The following is a 17,539-nucleotide window of genomic DNA, read 5'->3' on the forward strand; positions in this document are numbered from 1 at the left end:
CTATGCATAAGAAATCTCGCAATCTGATTATATTGGTCCTTTCGTTTGTCGCTCTCATTGTTGTTGCCTCGGTGGCCTACAACCAGTTGCGTGACAGTACACCCTCCGTATCATTTACGCCCCAGGTGGTAGCAGTACCCGGCTCGGATGCGAAACCAAAGGTCCAAACCAACATTTCCGAGCCTGTCCCTGCAAAGGCTGAGGAGATACAGACCAAAGAGGTAGGACAAGAGCCAACGGCTACGACGCAAGGCCCTGAAGAAGAGCCCAGAATGCCCAATATCCCTCTGTTCACCTTGGATGGGAATGAGACTACGTTTGCGCAAGTCAGCCAAGGAAAGCCCGTGGTGATCAACTACTTTGCCTCGTGGTGCCCACCCTGCAAGCAGGAACTTCCCCATTTCCAGAAAGAATACGACACCTATAAGGACCAAATAAGCTTTATTTTCCTGGATGCACTAGACGGCCAGCGAGAGACTCTGGAGACGGTAAAGGCCTTCATCCGCGACTTCCCGTTTACCGGACCGGTCTATTACGATGAAGGCCTTTTTGCCTATATATTCCAGACCAACAGCCTACCTACAACAGTGTTCATCAATGCTGATGGTACGTTGGCAAATGGATATTTGGGTTTTGTAAGTGAGTCAGTTCTTCAGGAAAACCTGGATAGCCTGCTTACACAAGAGTAATCATATACCCCGCAAAGAACAGCGCACTTCCCCCGATACAGAACAGATGCCAAATGGCATGGTAGTGGGGGATGCGTTTGCTTGCGTAAAATATGACTCCTATACTGTAGGTCAATCCAGCTGCAATCACCCAACCCAAGAGCCCTTGTGGCAGAAAGGGAACGATGTCCTTCCAGAAAATTACGATCAACCAACCCATCGCCAAGTATAAGAGTACATGCAAGGCTTTCAGCTTTCCCCAGAAAACAAGGGTGAATACTATTCCCAGCAGGGCAATCGCCCAGACCAGAATAACCACCTTGTATGCTATGCTCGTGTTGATCGAGAGCATCAGGGGTGTATAGGTCCCGGCAATGAGGAAATAGATGTTGCTATGATCGAGAATTCTGCAGATGCGCTTTGCATTACCGTAGGGAAGAGCGTGATAGAGCGCTGAGGCTCCATACAGCAGTATCATGCTAAGCGCCCAGACTACCATGCCCAAGCGTAGTGCAGGTGACTCTATCGATGGCAGCCGTAAGAGAATTGCCACAAAGGCAACACATGCCAAAGCGACGCCCACCACGTGGGTGATTGCGTTCTCCCTTTCAGCGTTCGGGTCGTCATACGTATGCAAAGTAATATGCTTTTCGAGCCATTGCGTGAATGTCATACCGTGAAATCTCCTCTGGGGCATACGATAGTGTTCCCAGCTCCTTGAATCAATGGTAGATTTGAACCCTTATGCCACTAGTAGAAATCTATCAGCTATGAAAAAGGGGCCTTGCGGCCCCATTTTCAGAGAATATGCTCCAAAAAAAGTTTGGTGCGTTCGTTCGTGGGATTGCTGAACATCTGATCGGGTTTGCCGATCTCAACAATGTTTCCCTCATCCATGAAGACCACCTTGTCTGCGGCAGCCCTGGCGAATCCCATTTCATGGGTAACCAACAGCATCGTCATGCCGCTCTTGGCAAGCTTGAGCATGACATCCAGAACCTCCTTGATCATCTCCGGGTCCAATGCACTGGTCGGTTCATCAAAGAGCATTACTTTTGGTTGCATCGCCAAAGCCCGGGCGATCGCTACGCGCTGTTGTTGCCCTCCGGAGAGCTGGGGAGGGTAGACTTGGGCTTTTTCCTCAAGTCCGACCAACCTCAGCAAATCCATGGCTTGCTTCTCAGCTTCTTTTTTGGAGAGCTTCTTAACCTTAAGCGGAGCAAGGGTGATGTTCTCCATCACCGAAAGATGAGGAAAAAGGTTGAAGGATTGGAATACCATGCCTACTTCCTCACGAATTTTTCTGAGGTCGACATCGGGATCGGTCACCTCATCCTCATCGATGAAGATTTTTCCTCCGGTAGGATGTTCGAGTTTATTTACGCTGCGCAGCAGTGTGGATTTCCCACTGCCCGAAGGTCCGATGATAACCACAACCTCCCCGTGCTCAACCGTTAGGTTGGCATGTCTGACAGCCTTCACCACGGTATGGTTGGTAGTAATATAATCTTTGGAGAGATCTTCAATGCGTATTCTAGCCATTTTCGTGCAACCTTTCCTCCAGCATGCCAACCAGGCGGGAGAGCAGGAGGGTGATGATGAGATAGATGAGGGCAACGACCAACATGGTCTCAAGCGAAAGGAAGGTTCTGGAGATATACTCCCTGCCTTTGCGCAGGATGTCGCTCAGTGCAATCGTGGAAACCAATGAGGAATCCTTCAGCATGGAGATGAACTCGTTGCCTATTGCCGGCAGGACGACCTTGATGGTCTGGGGAAGTATTACATACCGGAACGCCTGCGAGCGGGACAGCCCTAAAGCGATTGCGGCTTCCATCTGGCCTTTGGGAATAGCCTGAATGCCTGCTCGTACAATTTCACCCATATAGGCGCCAAAGCAGATTGACAGGGCCACAACGGCTGCAATCATGCCTTCAATCTTGAAGAACCTTCCCATTGCGTAATAGATGAAGATCAACTGGACCAAAAGAGGGATGCCTCTGATAAGTTCGACATATACGCCGCTTACCATGTTGACCCATCTTTTCTTACTCACCGATCCTAGGCCGGTGATGGTGCCGATGACCAAGGCCCCGATGATGGCAAAAATGGTTGCTTGGAAGGTTACCGGTGCACCCTTGATTGTTACCAGGAAAATATCCATGTACGGTTTGGGTTTGAAAATAACCAGTGCAGCAAGCAAAGCAATCGCACTGAAGAATGTAATTCTCCAAGAGTTGAGTATGTGCCCGTCGTCCTTGCGGGGGATGAGCACTCCATCAGTCATCTGGATGGTGAGAGGTTTCTTTTTTTGGGCATTGGGATCGACGGAAACTACTTTCTTTCGAACCGCTTGCAGTTTGTACTCGTCAATATCAGTAGGTGTATGTTCCATATATACTCACAGGGAAAGAATTTTTGATACAGGGTAGTACTACATAATTATACAGTTAAAGTCAAGCTATGATGCATAATTATTCAAGCAATCCCAAGTTTCTTCCCTCCTAAATGTAACAAGCCACCCGAAGGTGGCTTGCACTCGAAACAACGGAACTCAGATTATTACAGGATGTTCCACTTCTTTTTCAGTTCGGCCATCTTGCCGCTCTCTTCAATCTGCTTCAGACCGTTGTTCACCAAATCAAGTACTTCCTTGTTTCCCTTGAGCATGGCGATGGCAATCGGTTCGGGATCTCCAAGGTCACTTGCACTTCCCGCCACCTTCAGTTTGCTGGCATAGTTGGGATTGGATAATACAAAGTCGCTTGCAATGACACTGTCGGTGACCACAGCCTGCAGATTGCCGTTGAGCATATCCTCGATGGCAAAGCCAATCTCGTCATACGCCTTGATGGTAGCCTTGAAGGAAGGATTCTGCTTCATGAAATCGTCGAGGAAAATATGTCCGGTGGTACCAAGCTGAACGCCGACGACCTTGCCGTTGAGGCTTGCGGTATTGGAGAGTGTTGTGTCTGCAATCGGTGCCAGGATAGCCTGGGTGATGATCATGATGGGAGTGGAGAAGTCCATGGTTGCCTTGCGTTCCTCGGTTACCGAAACACCGCTTGCCACTGCATCGTAAGCACCGTTTGCGAGACCTGCAAAAATGCCTTCCCATGCTACGTTGCGGATGGTGATCTGTACATTGTTCACCTTTGCAATCTCATTGACCAGATCGATTTCAAAGCCGACGACATCCCCTTTCTCATCGACGAACTCGAGCGGAGGCCAAGCGCAGTTTGCTGCAAAGACGTACGATTTTGTGCTCTCTTTCTGCCCCTGGGCAAAAAGGAATGCAGAGCCTACGAGCAAAATGATCAGAGCGAGGGTTCCAAGCTTTTTCATGGTAAAACTCCTTAATTTGGATATGCGTATAATGCATACTTATACATTGAATGTCAACTATAAGAGAATAAATATGCATAAAAAATAGCATTATTTGAATATCTTTGAACAAAAATGCGGAATTTTGACAGAAAAAAGGGGAGCAAAAGCTCCCCTCATCCTGCACCTGCAGTACTTACAGCAAATTCCACTTCTGCTTCAATGCGTCGAAGCTACCATCAGCCTTGGCAAGTTCGAGACCCTTGTTGATCAGATCAAGAAGGGTCTTGTTGCCCTTCTGAACAGCAATGGCGATATCCTCTTCGGTAAACGGAGCACCTGCAACCATCAAGCGATTCTTATAGTTCTCATTGGCAAGGACAAAGTCACTTGCAATCAGGGAGTCACACACCGCTGCATCAACGTTGCCGTTCAACAGGTCTTCGATGGCAAGCCCGATATCGTCATAGGCTTTTCTCTGAACAGGGTAGTTCTCCAAGGCAAAGTCACCGGTGGTGCCGATCTGTACGCCGATTTTCTTATTCGTGAGGTCGCCGATACCCTTTACCTTGGCGCTGTCGCTGCTTCGGATGATTACCACCTGACCGGCAGTAAGGATGGGAGTGGAAAAATCCATGGAAGCCTTGCGTTCTTCTGTCACGGTTACTCCACTGGCGACTCCATCATACGCCCCATTTGCCAGCCCTGCGAAAATTGTGTCCCAAGGGATATTCTTCACGCTCATCTGGGTGCCAACCTTCTCGCCGATAAGAGGCATCAGCTCGACTTCAAAGCCGGTGAGCTGCCCATTTTCCACAAATTCGAGGGGAGGCCAGGTAGCGTCGGATGCGAAGATATATCCGCTTTTATCTTCTTTCTTTCCCTGTGCGAACATCAACGTGGTCGCCAGAGCGAGGATTGAGATGATCAGTAGTGTTTTTTTCATAAAAACTCCTTGTACGAGTGTCTTACAAGGCATCATGCATACATATGCACTAAAAGTCAAGCAAAGGTGAATATCTATGCAAACATAGACTTTACAACCCTACGATGGCGTTTGTGATGAATAAACCCACAATAAGGCCAAGAAAGGTTCCACCCAGCACTTGGCTGAAAGAGTGGCCCAACATGGTCTTCAGATTCTCCGGGGTGAATTGGCCTTCCCGATGGATATCGCTGAGGATTCTGCTCCATTCGTTGATGACCTCGGCTTGCTTGCCTGCCGCCCTTCTGATACCCATGGCATCGTGGATGACAACTGCAGCGAAGGTTGCTGCTATGGCAAAGTAGACGGTCCCGATGCCTTGGGTGAGGGCGATGCTGGTCACCAATGCGATGACTCCTGCCGTATGACTGGAGGGCATCCCGCCTGTGCTGATAAGCAAATGCCAATCGAAGCGGCGCTCAAACAAGGCATTGACGAACGGCTTGAGCAGTTGCGCAAGGAAAAATGAGAGGGCTGCTGAAAGAAAGGGGGCATTGCCAAACAAGTCGTTGTTCATACCCTACAGTAGCCTGTTTTTCCTGCTTGCGCAATAATCACTCTTCGCTATACAGTGTCCGTATCATCATCTGGAGCCAACCATGTACCTATCGTCCTCAAAAACAGACACCATCCAATTCTGGGTCCTGAACGTCTCCTCTTTTCTCGCACAATTGACCATTGCCATGGTCAACCTTGCTCTGGTGTACCACCTCAGACGTGTTTTCGCCCTAAGTGCAGACCGTATCGGCCTTGCCGCTTCCATCAGCCCTGCCACCTACCTTGTATTTTGCATTCTTCTCTCTCCTTATACTATTCATTACCGGCCACGCCACTTGGTACAACTGTCACTGTTGGGCATGGCTTTTGCAGTATACCTCTTTGTCAGCACGCATTCTTTGCCGGTTGCCTATCTTGCCCTGGCGCTCTATGGCGGTTTCATGAGCCTTTTATGGCCGCAGATTGAAGGATGGTTTTCCCGTGGGAAAGAAGGGGCAAGCCTCAATAGGGTAGCGAATGCGTTCAATTTCTCCTGGTCTTTCGGGGTGGGGGTAAGCTCGTATATTGCAGGTCTCTTGGTTGAGTTTTCCACGACGATGCCGTTTTTTGTCGGCTTGGCAATATTCGGTGTCGTCTATCTCATCATTTCAATCAGTAGTGCTTTGGTGCCGGGTATCCGAGCTGTTCAGAGTGAGCACACCGAGAACAAAACCAATTCCAAAATCGATCAGAGCACCCCGTTTCGCTTTTATGCCTGGGCTGGAATTATCGCCCTGTACAGTGGCATGAGCGTAATTCTTACCATTTTCCCTCTCTATGCCCAGGATGTGCTTGGCATCAGTGAAAGCCAGACCGGCCTGCTGCTGCTCATACGCGGTGTGGCAACCTGCCTCTCCTTTCTCGCTTTGGGAAAGCTTGAGTTCTGGCATTTCAAAAAGCGCTATATTTTCCTGGTTCAGATTCTCTTTGCCCTGTTCTGTCTTCTGGCTACCAGCTTTACATCCCCGATTCCGTACGCGTTCTTCTTTTTGGTATTCGGTTTTCTGTTTGCCTTCGCCTACGACCAAAGCATGTTTCATGGTGCAAGCGGCAGTGTCAACCGCTCCCAGCGCATGATAATCCACGAGGTTCTGCTTACCATCGGCACCATTTTGGGAGCTGTGGGGGGAGGGTATGTGTATGAACATCTTTCCTTTTCACGGCTTTTATTCGTGGTCGCCATCTGCGCGCTTGTTTTGGTGAGTGTTGAGATGGCAATTGCATTGTTTTGGGAACGGAGGAAGCATTAGGTTTTACACAATGCAGCTGATTCGTATACAATGGTTGCATCATCTGAGATAGGAGTGGTATATGGGCAAGACGCTGACAGAAAAAATTCTTCTTTCACACGTGAAGGAGGGAACGCTTGAGACTGGAAAGCCGATAGGCATTCTCATCGACCAAACACTGACCCAGGATGCTACAGGCACGATGGCGTATCTCCAATTTGAAGCAATGGGCTTGGCCCGTGTGCAGAATGAACTGGCAGTAAGCTATGTCGACCACAATACCATTCAAGTCGGTTATGAAAATGCCGATGACCATCGGTACCTGCAAACGGTAGCAGCCGCAAAAGGCGTAATTTTCTCCCGTCCGGGCAACGGCATCTGCCATCAGGTTCATTTGGAACGCTTCGGCAAACCCGGTAAGACCATGCTTGGAAGCGACAGCCATACTCCTACCGGAGGTGGCATCGGTATGATCGCCATCGGAGCCGGAGGCTTGGATGTTGCAGTCGCCATGGCCGGTGGTCCCTTCCATCTCATCAGCCCCAAGGTTATCGAAATCAGGCTTACCGGAAAACTACGCCCTTGGGTGGCTGCAAAGGATGTAATCCTAACCGTTCTTGAACACTACGGGGTGAAAGGCAATGTGAATTGCATTTTCGAGTACACCGGGACAGGCGTTGCCTCTATGGAAGTGCCTGAGCGCGCCACCATCTGCAATATGGGAGCCGAGTGCGGAGTTACCACCAGTATTTTCCCTTCCGATGAGAAAACCAGGATCTTCCTCAAAGCCCAGGGCAGGGAAGAGGACTGGGTTGCTTTATCTAGCGATGAGGATGCCTCCTACGACGGCCTTTTTGAGATCGACCTATCGACGCTTGAACCCAAAATGGCTTGTCCGCATTCACCGGGAAACATTGAGAAGGTTTCCAAGCTTGCCGGCAAGCGTGTCGAGCAGGTTCTTATCGGTTCCTGCACCAACTCAAGCTATGCAGACATGAAGAAGGTAGCCGATATTTTGGATGGCCACACGGTAGCAGAGCATGTGAGTCTGGGTATTGCACCCGGAAGCCGCGAGGTACTGTTGATGCTCAGCAAAGACGGCTCGTTGGGCAAGTTCATCCAAAGTGGTGCACGCATTCTCGAAAGTGCCTGTGGGTTTTGCATCGGCAACCATCAGAGCCCCGGAACCGAAGGGGTGAGCTTGAGGACAAGCAACCGAAACTTCGAAGGACGAAGCGGCACCAAGAGTGGACAAGTCTACCTTGTAAGTCCCGAGACTGCTGCCTTGGCGGCAATTACCGGGGTGTTCACCGACCCGCTCAGTGATCACGGTATTCCTTACCCGAAAGTAGTGCATCCGACCCAATTTCTGGTTGATGACTCCATGATTGTATTTCCCCCAGAGGATGGCTCGAAGGTGGAAATCTTCCGCGGTCCCAATATCGGCGAACCTCCCAAGAATACTGCATTGAAAGAGCATTTGGAGGGGTACGTAACCATCAAGGTTGGGGACAAAATCACCACGGACCATATTATGCCGGCGGGGAGTCGACTCAAGTACCGCTCCAATATTCCCGTATACTCCAAGTATGTCTTTGAACCGATCGATGAACACTTCAGTCAGCGATGTACCGAAAATCAGGACAGGGGCAAGGACAACTTCATTGTTGCCGGTTCTTCGTACGGCCAAGGTTCCAGTCGTGAACATGCCGCCATTTGTCCGATGTACCTGGGAGTGAAGGCAGTCATCGCTGTTTCGATCGAGCGCATCCACCAGAACAATCTCTGCAACTTCGGCATCATTCCGCTTACCTTCCTCCATGAAGAGGATTATGCAAAATTTGAAGCCAACGATGAATTGCTGCTGGAAAACGTGAAAGAGCAAATCAAAGGCGGTGAAGTGGTACTGAAAAACAAGACAAGGAGTACCGAGATCACCCTCTGTTGCGATATCACCGATGAACAGCGCAGCATGCTCATCAGCGGTGGGTTGCTCAACATTTTGAAGGAGAGAGCTTGATGGACAAAGCGATTAGCATAGAAAACGGTAAGCTTTCGGTACCCGATCACGTAACCATTCCCTGTATTGAAGGCGATGGTGTCGGTCCTGAGATCACCAGCGTCATGAAAAACGTTGTCGACCAAGCTGTTCAAAAAGCTTACCAGGGAAGGCGCTCGATCCAATTCATCGAAGTACTGGCAGGCCAAAAAGCCAAGGATACCGTAGGCACCTACCTCCCCGAAGAGACTATGGAAGCAGTCAATACCTATAAGGTAGCTATCAAGGGGCCGCTTACCACCCCGGTCGGCAAGGGTATCAGATCGCTGAATGTAACGTTGCGCCAAAGTCTGGACCTCTATGTATGCCTGAGGCCGGTGGAATATTTTGCCGGTGTTCCCTCACCAGTGAAACACCCTGAGAAGGTCGATATGGTGGTATTCCGTGAGAATACTGAGGATATTTACGCCGGTATCGAGTGGGAGGCGGGAAGCAGTGGTGTACAGAAGGTTCTGAACTTTCTTACCGATGAGATGGGGGTGAAAAACATTCGCTTTCCCAACAGCAGTGCACTGGGCATAAAGCCCGTAAGCCGTGAGGGCAGTGAACGTTTGATCCGCTCGGCGATTACCTATGCCCTTGAACACAACCGACGCAATGTTACGCTGGTGCACAAGGGTAACATTATGAAGTTTACAGAAGGAGGGTTCAACGCCTGGGGGTATGAGCTTGCCAAACGTGAGTTTGGTGCCCAGGAGGATGCGAAGAAACGCGTATTCATTCCCCGAACAGAGGGAGAACCTTTATATATCCAGGACTGCATCTGTGATGCCTTTTTACAGAATATCCTGCTCAAGCCTGAGGCCTACGATGTGATAGCCACCTTGAACCTCAACGGTGACTATGTCTCCGATGCCTTGGCGGCGGAAGTAGGGGGGATCGGTATTGCTCCAGGGGCAAATATCAATTATGACAATGGGTATGCAATTTTTGAAGCTACTCACGGGACAGCCCCCGATATTGCAGGCAAAGACTTGGTCAACCCGCTCTCCCTGGTCCTTTCGGCAGTGATGATGCTCAATTATCTGGGATGGGATGAAGCTGCTTCCCTGATCAAGTGTGCGGTTGGAAAGGCCATTGAGGCTGGCGCTGTAACGTCTGATTTCTACCAAGCGATGGTCAAGGAAGGAAGGGCCTGCACCCAGTTGGGGACGCAAGCTTTCGGCCAAAGGTTGGTTGCGTTACTCTAAGGCAAATTGCGAAAAGTCGTTTAGTAGGCCATGGACACCCTCCATGGCCTTAATTGTCTGAGTATCACTGCCAGGGCTGAGAACTGCCCAAATACTGCCGATTCCTGCAGCCTGGGCTGACAGGATGCCGGCCTTGGTATCCTCAAAGACAATGCATTGTCGCCCTTCCATTCCCAGTGCCTTGCAGGCATCGAGGTAGATGTCGGGTTCTGGCTTCCCTTTGCGCAGGCCGTTATCGTATATGATCAGATTCTCATCGATGAAGTCGGTCAGTTTGAACCAAGCCTTGTATCGCTCAATGTTGGACTTGCCTGCACTGGTGGCGATGGCCATCCTTACTCCCTGCTCTTTGGCACGAACTACCAAATCCAAAAACCCTGGAGCAAGGAGCAAAGGCTGATTCTTCATACAAATCTCTTGATACAGCAACTCTTTGTCTTCACTGATGCGTGCCAATTGCTCAGCATCGGGCATATGTCCCAACAAGTAGGCGATGGTTTCGCTGTTGGTTCTTCCATTCAGGTAATGACTTTCAGCGAGTGATAACGGCTTATTGCGATAGAGGACGGAGACGCTGCTCCAGGCTATCCGATGATATTCGGTATCCCAGAACAGCGTACCATTGAAGTCGAAAGTCAGAGCCTTATCGGTCCTCAAGCGGAACTACCTTACGCACAAGCGGGCCCGAGTATACCTGTCTGGGTCTGCCGATTTTCTGGTAGGGATCGTGCCTCCACTCCAACCAATGGGCGATCCATCCAGGAAGCCTGCCCATGGCGAATAGTACCGTGAACATCGATTCGGGAATTCCCATGGCGTGAAAGATGATGCCGGTGTAGAAGTCTACATTGGGGTAGAGATTGCGTTCAATGAAGTACGGGTCCTTGAGAGCCGCCTGCTCGAGCTCCATGGCAATTTGCAGTAAAGGATCGGTTTGGCTGTCAGCCCCAAGGATTTGTTGGCACAGCTTCTTGGCAATTTTGGCCCTTGGATCATAGGTTTTATAGACACGATGCCCAAATCCATAGAGCAGGAATGTTGAGTCTTTGCTCTTGGCCAACTCCAATACCTTCTCGATACTCAAGCCTTCGGAATAGATTTGGTTGAGCATCTGCATCACTGCCTGGTTGGCCCCACCGTGCTTGCTTCCCCATAATGCGCAGCAACCGGCGGCAACCGAGGCATAGAGATTTGCTTCACTGCTGGCAACCAGGCGTACTGCGCTGGTGGAACAGTTCTGCTCATGGTCGGCGTGAAGAATCAAAAGAATGTTCAAAGCTTTTACATGCAAGGGGTCCGGAATATAGGCATTTACCGGAGTGTTGAACATCATGTTCAAAAAGTTCTCACAGTAGGAGAACTTGTAGGAAGGGTCGACGAAATCCAAACCGTTCATCTGCCGATAGCTGAAAGCGGCAATGGTTCTCATTTTTGAAAGAAGTCTACTGACGGTGAGGTCGACGTTTTCCTCAGGATCTACATCTTCAAGTTCGGGGTAGAATGCCGATAGGGAAGCAACCATGGCTGAAAGAATCGACATCGGATGGGCTTCCTGCGGATAATCGCGGAAGAAATTGCGCATGTCCACGTGCAGCAGAGAATGGCGGTTGAGCATTTCGGCATACGTATGCCGTTGAGCCAGAGTCGGAAGTTCTCCTTTGATGAGCAGGTAAGCAACCTCGACGAAGTCACAGTTATCCACCAAATCCTCGATATCGTATCCGCGATAGCGAAGAATGCCTCGTTCACCGTCAACGAAGCAAATGGAGCTCATACAGGAGCCGGTATTTACAAATCCGGGATCATAGGTTATGAAACCTGTTTGTTTGCGCAGGGAGGTAATATCAATCGATTTTCCTCCCATATTGTCCGTGATGACGGTGAGGTCCACTTCTTTGTCGCCAAGTACAAGCTTGGCAGCTTCTTTCTGAATATCCATATACCTGCCTCCTTTAGGGGGTCTGTTGCATATAATTCGCGGGAAAGTGAGATCTTTCGGCCTACCACTGGACACGATATGTCAAAAATGTATCCTAAATTCCGGTTTTTGAGAATACAGCTGCACTGAATCCTTTACTTTTCATTTCAATTTGCACACTATATACTATTTATATGCACACACCGAATGCCACAAAAGAAGAAATCGTTTTACCGTTGGAAGAAGAAATTGTAGATATTGCCGATTTCTTCAAGGTCTTTGGAGACCCGACTCGCCTTAAGATCCTTTTTCTGCTGGAACAAGGGGAGAAGGGTGTGAACGCGATCAGTGAGGAGCTTGGCATGCAACAGAGTACCATCAGCCAACAGTTGAAACTGCTGAGGGCTTGCCGTTTGGTTCGATTTCGCAAGGATGGTCGCAACGTTCTGTATCGACTCAACGACGAACACATTCACGAAATTTTGGCATTGGGAACCGAGCACTATCAGGAATTGCAGTAACTCAATACAACGTTTTGTCGAGCGCTGCATATTCCTCAAATAGTACAAGGCAAGCCGACCGGTCGCTCTGCTTGAGTGTAAGTACTGAAGGATCATCACATCCCTCGTTGATATACCGATAGATGAAATCATCGCGGAATCCAATGGCCTCGGCATCCTGGGCGGTACAGCCGTAATATACTTCCTTGATGTTTGCCCAAATGCAGGCTGACAGGCACATGGGGCAGGGATAGCAGGTGGTATAGAGAATACAACCTTGCAGGTCATGGGTCCCTTTCTGCTTGCATACCTGTCTGATTACGTTTACTTCGGCATGCGCTGTCGGGTCGTTACTTCCCAATACTGTATTGGAAGCGACAAACACTTGGCCTTGGGTATCGACAAGCAGAGCCCCAAAAGGTCCCCCCAGATTTTGGAGCATTGTTTCTCGTGCCTTCTCTACTGCTTGGATCAAGTACGTGCGCTCATCCATGAAAGCTCCTTGTACGGGAATTGTACCATGAAAAAGGCCGGCAATTCCATAAAAAAACCGCCTCGAGAAGAGGCGGTAGAGGTTCTAGGAATCCCGCTTGGCACTTGCCATAAGGCGGATGGCGTTGATGTTGATGAATCCCTTACAGTCCACCGGTTGGTATCCTCCAGCCTTATCCATGGAACCGAGTGCCTCATTGTAGAGGGAAACGGGGCTCGAGATTCCGGCGAAGATGACATTGCCCTTGTACAGAACAACCTTGCTGGTTCCGCTGACATTCTTTTGGCTCTGCTCGAAGGCGGCAGTAAGCATTTTGAACTCAGGTGCTCCCCAGTAACCATTGTAAATGAGCTCGGCATATTTGCTGATGAGGCCGTCACGCAGGTGCATCACTTCCTTATCCATGGTTATGCCTTCGAGGTTGTGATGGGCTTTCCACAGTATTTCGCAACCAGGAGTCTCGTACACACCGCGGCTCTTGATGCCGATGTAGCGGTTTTCAACCATGTCAACGCGACCGATGGCATTGTCGTGCCCGAGCTTGTTCAGATAGAGAATCATCTCTAGCGGATCGGTAACCACAGTTTTGTCTTCCTCATTGGTCACAGAGACAGGAATTCCATCCTTGAACTCAAAGGTGAGTAGGGTTTCTTTGTCATTGGCTTTCTGGGGGCTGAGGGTCAAACTGAACACATCCTCTTCGCATCTCTTGGAGGGATCTTCCAAAATCCCTGCTTCATGACTGATGTGGATGAGATTCTCATCCTCACTGTACGGCTTTTTTGTGGAAGCCTTGATTGGGATGCCATATTTCTGGGCATAGGCGATCATATCGCTTCTTCCCTCAAACTGACTGAGCCATTCAGGGTCTTTCCAAGGGCTGATGATTTTGACTTCGGGCATGTGCATGTAATAGCCGAACTCAAAGCGAACCTGGTCGTTGCCCTTGCCGGTAGCACCATGTGCTACATAGACGGTCCCTTCCTTGCGGGCGATTTCAATCTGGCGTTTAGCGATGATCGGCCGGGCCAAGGAAGTCCCCAACATATAGGTACCTTCATAGATGGTATTTGCTTTCAAGGCAGGGAAAATATAGTCGGTTACCAATTCTTTGCGCAGGTCCTCAACATAGACCTTGGAAGCGCCTGTGGCCAGTGCCTTTTTCTCGATAGCGGCAAAATCCTCATTCTGCCCGACGTTGGCAACATAGGCGATGACGTCAAAGCCTTTATTGGCCAACCACTTGAGGATGACAGAGGTGTCCAGCCCTCCGCTATACGCAAGAATGATTTTTTCCTTGTTCATATGATTTCTCCCTGTTCGGTATGTTTAATCTGGATGTAGTGTAGTAAACAGCGATAAGAATGACAAGAGGTTTTTGCATAAATATTCTATAAATGGTTGAAATATGCAGTTTTATCAGAAAATATTCCTAATAATCATGAATTAATATTCAATAAAACTAATTCGAAAATTATCGAAATAGAACTTGTCAAAGTAATAATTCCCTTCTATACTGCAGGCATGTTGGAATGTAAACACCTTACTAAGCGCTATGGAAATCAGAAAAGGAATGCGGTTGATGATCTATCGCTTTCCATCGGAAGTGGCCAGATTTTCGGTTTTCTCGGTCCGAACGGAGCCGGAAAAAGTACCACCATTAAAATGCTGGTCGGTCTGTTGACCGCTGATCAGGGAGCCATCCTCTTTGATGGCAAGGATAGCAAAACCGACGCTCTTTCTTACAAGCAGAATATCGGGTATGTCCCCGATGAGCCGGTGTTCTATGAACGGATGACCGGGATGGAGCATCTCTCTTTCATAGCTGATATTTATGAAGTGGAGCAGACTATTCGCAAGGAACGCATTGAAACCTTGGCAAAGACCTTATTGCTGTATGATGCGCTCTCTGATCAGATTTCCAGCTATTCGCATGGGATGAAACAAAAACTCTCGGTAATTGCAGCGTTGCTTCCCTCTCCCAAGCTGTTGATCCTGGATGAACCAATGGTCGGTCTCGACCCGAAGGCTTCCTATATCCTTAAACAGTTGCTCAAAGATTATGCACAGGCGGGCAACACCGTGTTCTTCTCCACCCATGTCCTTGAAGTCGCCCAGCAGCTGTGTGATACCTTGGGTATTATCTCCAAAGGAAAGCTGCTCTATAGCGGCACCTTTGAAGCGTTGCAGGCAAAGAAAGGGGAGGGGACGGAAAACCTTGAGCAACTCTTCTTGGAGTTGACCGAAGAAGGGAAGCTCTCATGAACGGGAAAACCATTATTCTTTTGGTCAAGGCCTATTGGTTGGGCAACAAACCGATTGCAAGTGCTCTTGAGCGTCTGAGTTTTTCAAAGAAAGGAAGCAGGTCCAAGTTGCTTTCCGTACTGCTTACGCTGATGCTCATTGTCATGTTTGTCTACTTTTCACTGTTGCTTGGGGTCAATTATTATGGGTACCAAATGCTTGGAATGTTGATGGATACCCCACTGTTGGGACTTTTTTTAGGATCAGCTACCTCATTTTTTGTTGTTCTGTTGTTCAGCATGACATCCATCCATGATTTTCTGTATACCGCCAAGGATATTCTGCTGGTTCGTTCGCTGAAGGTGTCCGAATCCTCCCTGTCGATAAGCCGTTTGATACTCTTGTACCTTCACTACGCACCACTGTATTGGTTTATCACGCTACCTTCGCTTGTGATTGGAACCTTCATCCAAGGTATTTCCCTGAGCTATGTCCTCTTTGGTATCCTGCATTTGTTAATCGGTCCCATACTGCCGCTTTGTTGCTCGGTTGCCCTTTCCCTGCTGTTTATCGTCATAAGCGGGGGCAAGCGGTTTCGGTTTCTCCAGGAGATCGGTCCGATGGTCTTGCTGGTGGCCCTCATTGTAGGAATGAGTGCTTCATTCACCAGAAATCTCGGCCAAGACTCATTGTTGGACTTCCAATATGAGGCCATGCTGACAAATCTTGCTCCGCTTCTTACTACCCTGCAACAGAAACTGACCTTGTTCAAACTGCAGTCGGAGCAGCTTTTCTCCTTTGCTTCCGTCCTCAAGACCCTAGCCCTTACCTTGGTCTGCCTTGGGGCGGTAGGCTTCTTGGTGGTCGGCACGTATCAGGCGAATCTCTCCAAGCTGTTAAGCAATCAGAGCGCCCGCTCACGCAGACGTGGTGCTGTTGCTTTCAAAGCAACCAGTCAGATGGCCGCACTGCTCAAGCGGGAGCTGGTAGTCATCCGATCCAATTCCAGTTTTCTTTTTGAATTAGCCGGCGAACTTTTCATCCCCGTTATCCTGATTGTTGTCTATATGCTGACCGGTGTTATGGATGAGATGGCTGTAATGGCTGACACCCTCAAGGCGTTTCCCTTCTTTGCACAGCTTCTCTTTCTGATTATGCTCTTGGTGGCAAACCTAGGCATGCTCAGTTCCACCAGCGTTTCCAGACAGGGGCGCATGTTCATCTATGACCGGCTGTATCCTGTTTCTCCCTCAGTCTATGTACAGGCAAAGTTGTTGCTGCACCTTTTGCTGGTAGGTTTTCCCAATTTGGTCTATATAAGCTTGTCGTTGGTTTTTTTCAAATTGAGCTTGTTTCATCTGATCTGGATGGCCCCTCTATCACTGTCCTTGATTCTCTTATCTTCTATTTTGCATCTTGGCATTGATTACCAACATCCCAAACTCGATTGGACCTTGGCCCAGCAAGCAATGAAGAGCAACACCAATGGATTGATCGGATTGGGAATCTCGTTTGTGCTGGAGGTGGTGGCAGCCGCCTTCCTCATTCTTCCCTCCCTTGTGAATATCCCCTTCATATATTTTGCATGCCTGCTCTTTGCCCTTGTCCTGCTGCTTGTGCGGTATGCCTATCGTCTGTGTGTCGACCAGGCGTCTCAAGCCCTGTCAAGGTAGGTTAGGATACGGGTGCAAATGCTGCTAAGACTGCTATGCGTCTCAAATGGGTAGTCTCTCTGTTTCTTGTTCCAATCGATGATCAGGCCAAAATCTGAGGCCTGCAACATAGGCAGATCGGTAGGACCGTCACCGACGGCAATGATCGAGCGGTAGGTAAGCCTCAGTTCCTCCAAGGCTGTTGCCTTGGCTTCGGGCCTGTCGATGTCCACAATCAGTTGAGCCTTTGCGCTTTCATCCCAGATTATTCGTTTGCCCCTGATAAGAAAGAAGTGGTTTTCCAAGCCTACGTATCTCAAAAAAGCTTCCACCAGATTCTCCGTACCGCAGGTCAGCACCGCAAGGTCTGCCTGCTTGGCTACATCTGATAAGGCTTGCACATCTGAATCAGTAACCAGGGAGGATACGTCATGGGCGACATTTTCAATCATCTGTGGGGTGACACTTCGAATGAGGCGGGCATACTGTCGATGAAAAGCTCCATCAAGGAGCTTTCCGGCTTGGTCTTGTGCGATGAGTCGCTTGGTCCTCATCCTGAAAAGCGTCCCCTTGCCCTCGGCATTCTTGCGTAGTAATCGCTGCTCGCTGTCATAGGGAGCAATAGGGTAGAGGGTCCCATCGAAGTCGAAGAGTATGCAATCTCGCTTGCTCATGCGTGAAAGTGTAGCAAATGGGCAAAAAAAGAGGAAGGGATATTCTCCCTTCCTCCAAACAATCGG

At 49.2% G+C, this 17,539-nt stretch carries 18 protein-coding genes; 7 read left to right on the forward strand and 11 right to left on the reverse strand.

Annotation, left to right across the window (positions count from 1 at the left end; all coding sequences use genetic code 11):
• The first annotated feature begins 2 nt into the window (after nucleotides 1-2).
• Nucleotides 3-689, forward strand: coding sequence for a TlpA family protein disulfide reductase (locus SPIBUDDY_RS05990; protein ID WP_013606859.1), 687 nt, complete (start codon nucleotides 3-5; stop codon nucleotides 687-689).
• On the opposite strand, the gene trhA is transcribed toward SPIBUDDY_RS05990, so the two are convergent.
• From trhA to SPIBUDDY_RS06020, 6 genes are all read right to left on the reverse strand, one after another.
• Nucleotides 676-1,341 (reverse strand): PAQR family membrane homeostasis protein TrhA, encoded by a 666-nt coding sequence (gene trhA / locus SPIBUDDY_RS05995; RefSeq protein WP_013606860.1) that lies wholly within the window; start codon nucleotides 1,339-1,341, stop codon nucleotides 676-678. The genes SPIBUDDY_RS05990 and trhA overlap by 14 nt on opposite strands.
• 125 nt (nucleotides 1,342-1,466) lie before the next feature.
• A complete protein-coding gene (locus tag SPIBUDDY_RS06000; protein ID WP_013606861.1) occupies nucleotides 1,467-2,210 on the reverse strand; it encodes an amino acid ABC transporter ATP-binding protein in 744 nt (247 codons plus the stop codon).
• Nucleotides 2,203-3,063 carry an amino acid ABC transporter permease gene (locus SPIBUDDY_RS06005; RefSeq protein WP_013606862.1) on the reverse strand — a complete coding sequence of 287 codons (861 nt, stop codon included), beginning with the start codon at nucleotides 3,061-3,063 and terminating at the stop codon, nucleotides 2,203-2,205. Before SPIBUDDY_RS06005 ends, SPIBUDDY_RS06000 begins: the two co-directional genes overlap by 8 nt.
• Nucleotides 3,064-3,230: 167 nt before the next feature.
• Entirely contained in the window at nucleotides 3,231-4,013 is a 783-nt protein-coding gene (locus SPIBUDDY_RS06010; RefSeq protein ID WP_013606863.1) for a basic amino acid ABC transporter substrate-binding protein, read from the reverse strand.
• Nucleotides 4,014-4,188: 175 nt separating this feature from the next.
• On the reverse strand, nucleotides 4,189-4,938 hold the full coding sequence (locus SPIBUDDY_RS06015) for a basic amino acid ABC transporter substrate-binding protein (protein ID WP_013606864.1): 750 nt from the start codon (nucleotides 4,936-4,938) through the stop codon (nucleotides 4,189-4,191).
• 91 nt (nucleotides 4,939-5,029) lie between these two features.
• Nucleotides 5,030-5,494, reverse strand: a complete 465-nt coding sequence (locus SPIBUDDY_RS06020) for a divergent PAP2 family protein (protein WP_013606865.1) — start codon at nucleotides 5,492-5,494, stop codon at nucleotides 5,030-5,032.
• A gap of 82 nt (nucleotides 5,495-5,576) precedes the next feature.
• Here SPIBUDDY_RS06020 and SPIBUDDY_RS06025 point away from each other — a divergent pair, with 82 nt between their 5' ends.
• The 3 genes from SPIBUDDY_RS06025 to icd all read left to right on the forward strand — a co-directional run bounded on the left by SPIBUDDY_RS06025 (nucleotide 5,577) and on the right by icd (nucleotide 9,992).
• Nucleotides 5,577-6,764 carry an MFS transporter gene (locus tag SPIBUDDY_RS06025; RefSeq protein WP_013606866.1) on the forward strand — a complete coding sequence of 396 codons (1,188 nt, stop codon included), beginning with the start codon at nucleotides 5,577-5,579 and terminating at the stop codon, nucleotides 6,762-6,764.
• Between the two features lie 61 nt (nucleotides 6,765-6,825).
• The gene (locus SPIBUDDY_RS06030) at nucleotides 6,826-8,763 is read left to right on the forward strand and encodes an aconitate hydratase (protein WP_013606867.1); all 1,938 of its coding nucleotides are present in this window, start codon (nucleotides 6,826-6,828) and stop codon (nucleotides 8,761-8,763) included.
• Nucleotides 8,763-9,992 (forward strand): NADP-dependent isocitrate dehydrogenase, encoded by a 1,230-nt coding sequence (gene icd, locus SPIBUDDY_RS06035; protein WP_013606868.1) that lies wholly within the window; start codon nucleotides 8,763-8,765, stop codon nucleotides 9,990-9,992. Before SPIBUDDY_RS06030 ends, icd begins: the two co-directional genes overlap by 1 nt.
• Here the strand turns inward: icd and SPIBUDDY_RS06040 are convergent.
• On the reverse strand, nucleotides 9,984-10,649 hold the full coding sequence (locus SPIBUDDY_RS06040) for an HAD family hydrolase (protein ID WP_013606869.1): 666 nt from the start codon (nucleotides 10,647-10,649) through the stop codon (nucleotides 9,984-9,986). The two genes, icd and SPIBUDDY_RS06040, sit on opposite strands and share 9 nt — an antisense overlap.
• Complete coding sequence (locus SPIBUDDY_RS06045; protein ID WP_013606870.1) at nucleotides 10,636-11,931, reverse strand: citrate synthase; 1,296 nt, start codon at nucleotides 11,929-11,931, stop codon at nucleotides 10,636-10,638. Before SPIBUDDY_RS06045 ends, SPIBUDDY_RS06040 begins: the two co-directional genes overlap by 14 nt.
• Nucleotides 11,932-12,104: 173 nt before the next feature.
• On the opposite strand from SPIBUDDY_RS06045, the gene SPIBUDDY_RS06050 reads away from it, so the two are divergent.
• The gene (locus SPIBUDDY_RS06050; RefSeq protein WP_013606871.1) at nucleotides 12,105-12,431 is read left to right on the forward strand and encodes an ArsR/SmtB family transcription factor; all 327 of its coding nucleotides are present in this window, start codon (nucleotides 12,105-12,107) and stop codon (nucleotides 12,429-12,431) included.
• A 1-nt stretch (nucleotide 12,432) separates the two neighbouring features.
• Here SPIBUDDY_RS06050 and SPIBUDDY_RS06055 read toward each other — a convergent pair whose 3' ends face one another.
• Nucleotides 12,433-12,903: a nucleoside deaminase gene (locus SPIBUDDY_RS06055; RefSeq protein WP_013606872.1), complete on the reverse strand. Its 471-nt coding sequence runs from the start codon at nucleotides 12,901-12,903 to the stop codon at nucleotides 12,433-12,435.
• Nucleotides 12,904-12,987: 84 nt separating this feature from the next.
• A complete protein-coding gene (locus SPIBUDDY_RS06060) occupies nucleotides 12,988-14,208 on the reverse strand; it encodes an argininosuccinate synthase (RefSeq protein WP_013606873.1) in 1,221 nt (406 codons plus the stop codon).
• A 219-nt stretch (nucleotides 14,209-14,427) separates the two neighbouring features.
• Here SPIBUDDY_RS06060 and SPIBUDDY_RS06065 point away from each other — a divergent pair, with 219 nt between their 5' ends.
• Together SPIBUDDY_RS06065 and SPIBUDDY_RS06070 are read left to right on the forward strand one after the other, a co-directional pair.
• Nucleotides 14,428-15,168, forward strand: a complete 741-nt coding sequence (locus SPIBUDDY_RS06065; RefSeq protein WP_041380613.1) for an ABC transporter ATP-binding protein — start codon at nucleotides 14,428-14,430, stop codon at nucleotides 15,166-15,168.
• The gene (locus tag SPIBUDDY_RS06070; RefSeq protein WP_013606875.1) at nucleotides 15,165-16,820 is read left to right on the forward strand and encodes a hypothetical protein; all 1,656 of its coding nucleotides are present in this window, start codon (nucleotides 15,165-15,167) and stop codon (nucleotides 16,818-16,820) included. Before SPIBUDDY_RS06065 ends, SPIBUDDY_RS06070 begins: the two co-directional genes overlap by 4 nt.
• On the opposite strand, the gene SPIBUDDY_RS06075 is transcribed toward SPIBUDDY_RS06070, so the two are convergent.
• Complete coding sequence (locus tag SPIBUDDY_RS06075; RefSeq protein ID WP_013606876.1) at nucleotides 16,802-17,473, reverse strand: haloacid dehalogenase-like hydrolase; 672 nt, start codon at nucleotides 17,471-17,473, stop codon at nucleotides 16,802-16,804. The genes SPIBUDDY_RS06070 and SPIBUDDY_RS06075 overlap by 19 nt on opposite strands.
• Between the last annotated feature and the right edge of the window lie 66 nt (nucleotides 17,474-17,539).

It is taken from the genome of Sphaerochaeta globosa str. Buddy (assembly GCF_000190435.1).
Taxonomy (GTDB): domain Bacteria; phylum Spirochaetota; class Spirochaetia; order Sphaerochaetales; family Sphaerochaetaceae; genus Sphaerochaeta; species Sphaerochaeta globosa.

Coding starts and splice junctions, on each gene's coding strand:
- icd (WP_013606868.1), top strand. CDS start 8,763: ATGGACAAAGCGATTAGCATAGAAAACGGTAAGCTTTCGGTACCCGAT.
- SPIBUDDY_RS06065 (WP_041380613.1), top strand. CDS start 14,428: ATGTTGGAATGTAAACACCTTACTAAGCGCTATGGAAATCAGAAAAGG.
- SPIBUDDY_RS06005 (WP_013606862.1), bottom strand. CDS start 3,063: ATGGAACATACACCTACTGATATTGACGAGTACAAACTGCAAGCGGTT.
- SPIBUDDY_RS06030 (WP_013606867.1), top strand. CDS start 6,826: ATGGGCAAGACGCTGACAGAAAAAATTCTTCTTTCACACGTGAAGGAG.
- SPIBUDDY_RS06055 (WP_013606872.1), bottom strand. CDS start 12,903: ATGGATGAGCGCACGTACTTGATCCAAGCAGTAGAGAAGGCACGAGAA.
- SPIBUDDY_RS06015 (WP_013606864.1), bottom strand. CDS start 4,938: ATGAAAAAAACACTACTGATCATCTCAATCCTCGCTCTGGCGACCACG.
- SPIBUDDY_RS06060 (WP_013606873.1), bottom strand. CDS start 14,208: ATGAACAAGGAAAAAATCATTCTTGCGTATAGCGGAGGGCTGGACACC.
- SPIBUDDY_RS06070 (WP_013606875.1), top strand. CDS start 15,165: ATGAACGGGAAAACCATTATTCTTTTGGTCAAGGCCTATTGGTTGGGC.
- SPIBUDDY_RS06025 (WP_013606866.1), top strand. CDS start 5,577: ATGTACCTATCGTCCTCAAAAACAGACACCATCCAATTCTGGGTCCTG.
- SPIBUDDY_RS06020 (WP_013606865.1), bottom strand. CDS start 5,494: ATGAACAACGACTTGTTTGGCAATGCCCCCTTTCTTTCAGCAGCCCTC.
- SPIBUDDY_RS06045 (WP_013606870.1), bottom strand. CDS start 11,931: ATGGATATTCAGAAAGAAGCTGCCAAGCTTGTACTTGGCGACAAAGAA.
- SPIBUDDY_RS06050 (WP_013606871.1), top strand. CDS start 12,105: ATGCACACACCGAATGCCACAAAAGAAGAAATCGTTTTACCGTTGGAA.
- SPIBUDDY_RS05990 (WP_013606859.1), top strand. CDS start 3: ATGCATAAGAAATCTCGCAATCTGATTATATTGGTCCTTTCGTTTGTC.
- SPIBUDDY_RS06010 (WP_013606863.1), bottom strand. CDS start 4,013: ATGAAAAAGCTTGGAACCCTCGCTCTGATCATTTTGCTCGTAGGCTCT.
- trhA (WP_013606860.1), bottom strand. CDS start 1,341: ATGACATTCACGCAATGGCTCGAAAAGCATATTACTTTGCATACGTAT.
- SPIBUDDY_RS06075 (WP_013606876.1), bottom strand. CDS start 17,473: ATGAGCAAGCGAGATTGCATACTCTTCGACTTCGATGGGACCCTCTAC.
- SPIBUDDY_RS06000 (WP_013606861.1), bottom strand. CDS start 2,210: ATGGCTAGAATACGCATTGAAGATCTCTCCAAAGATTATATTACTACC.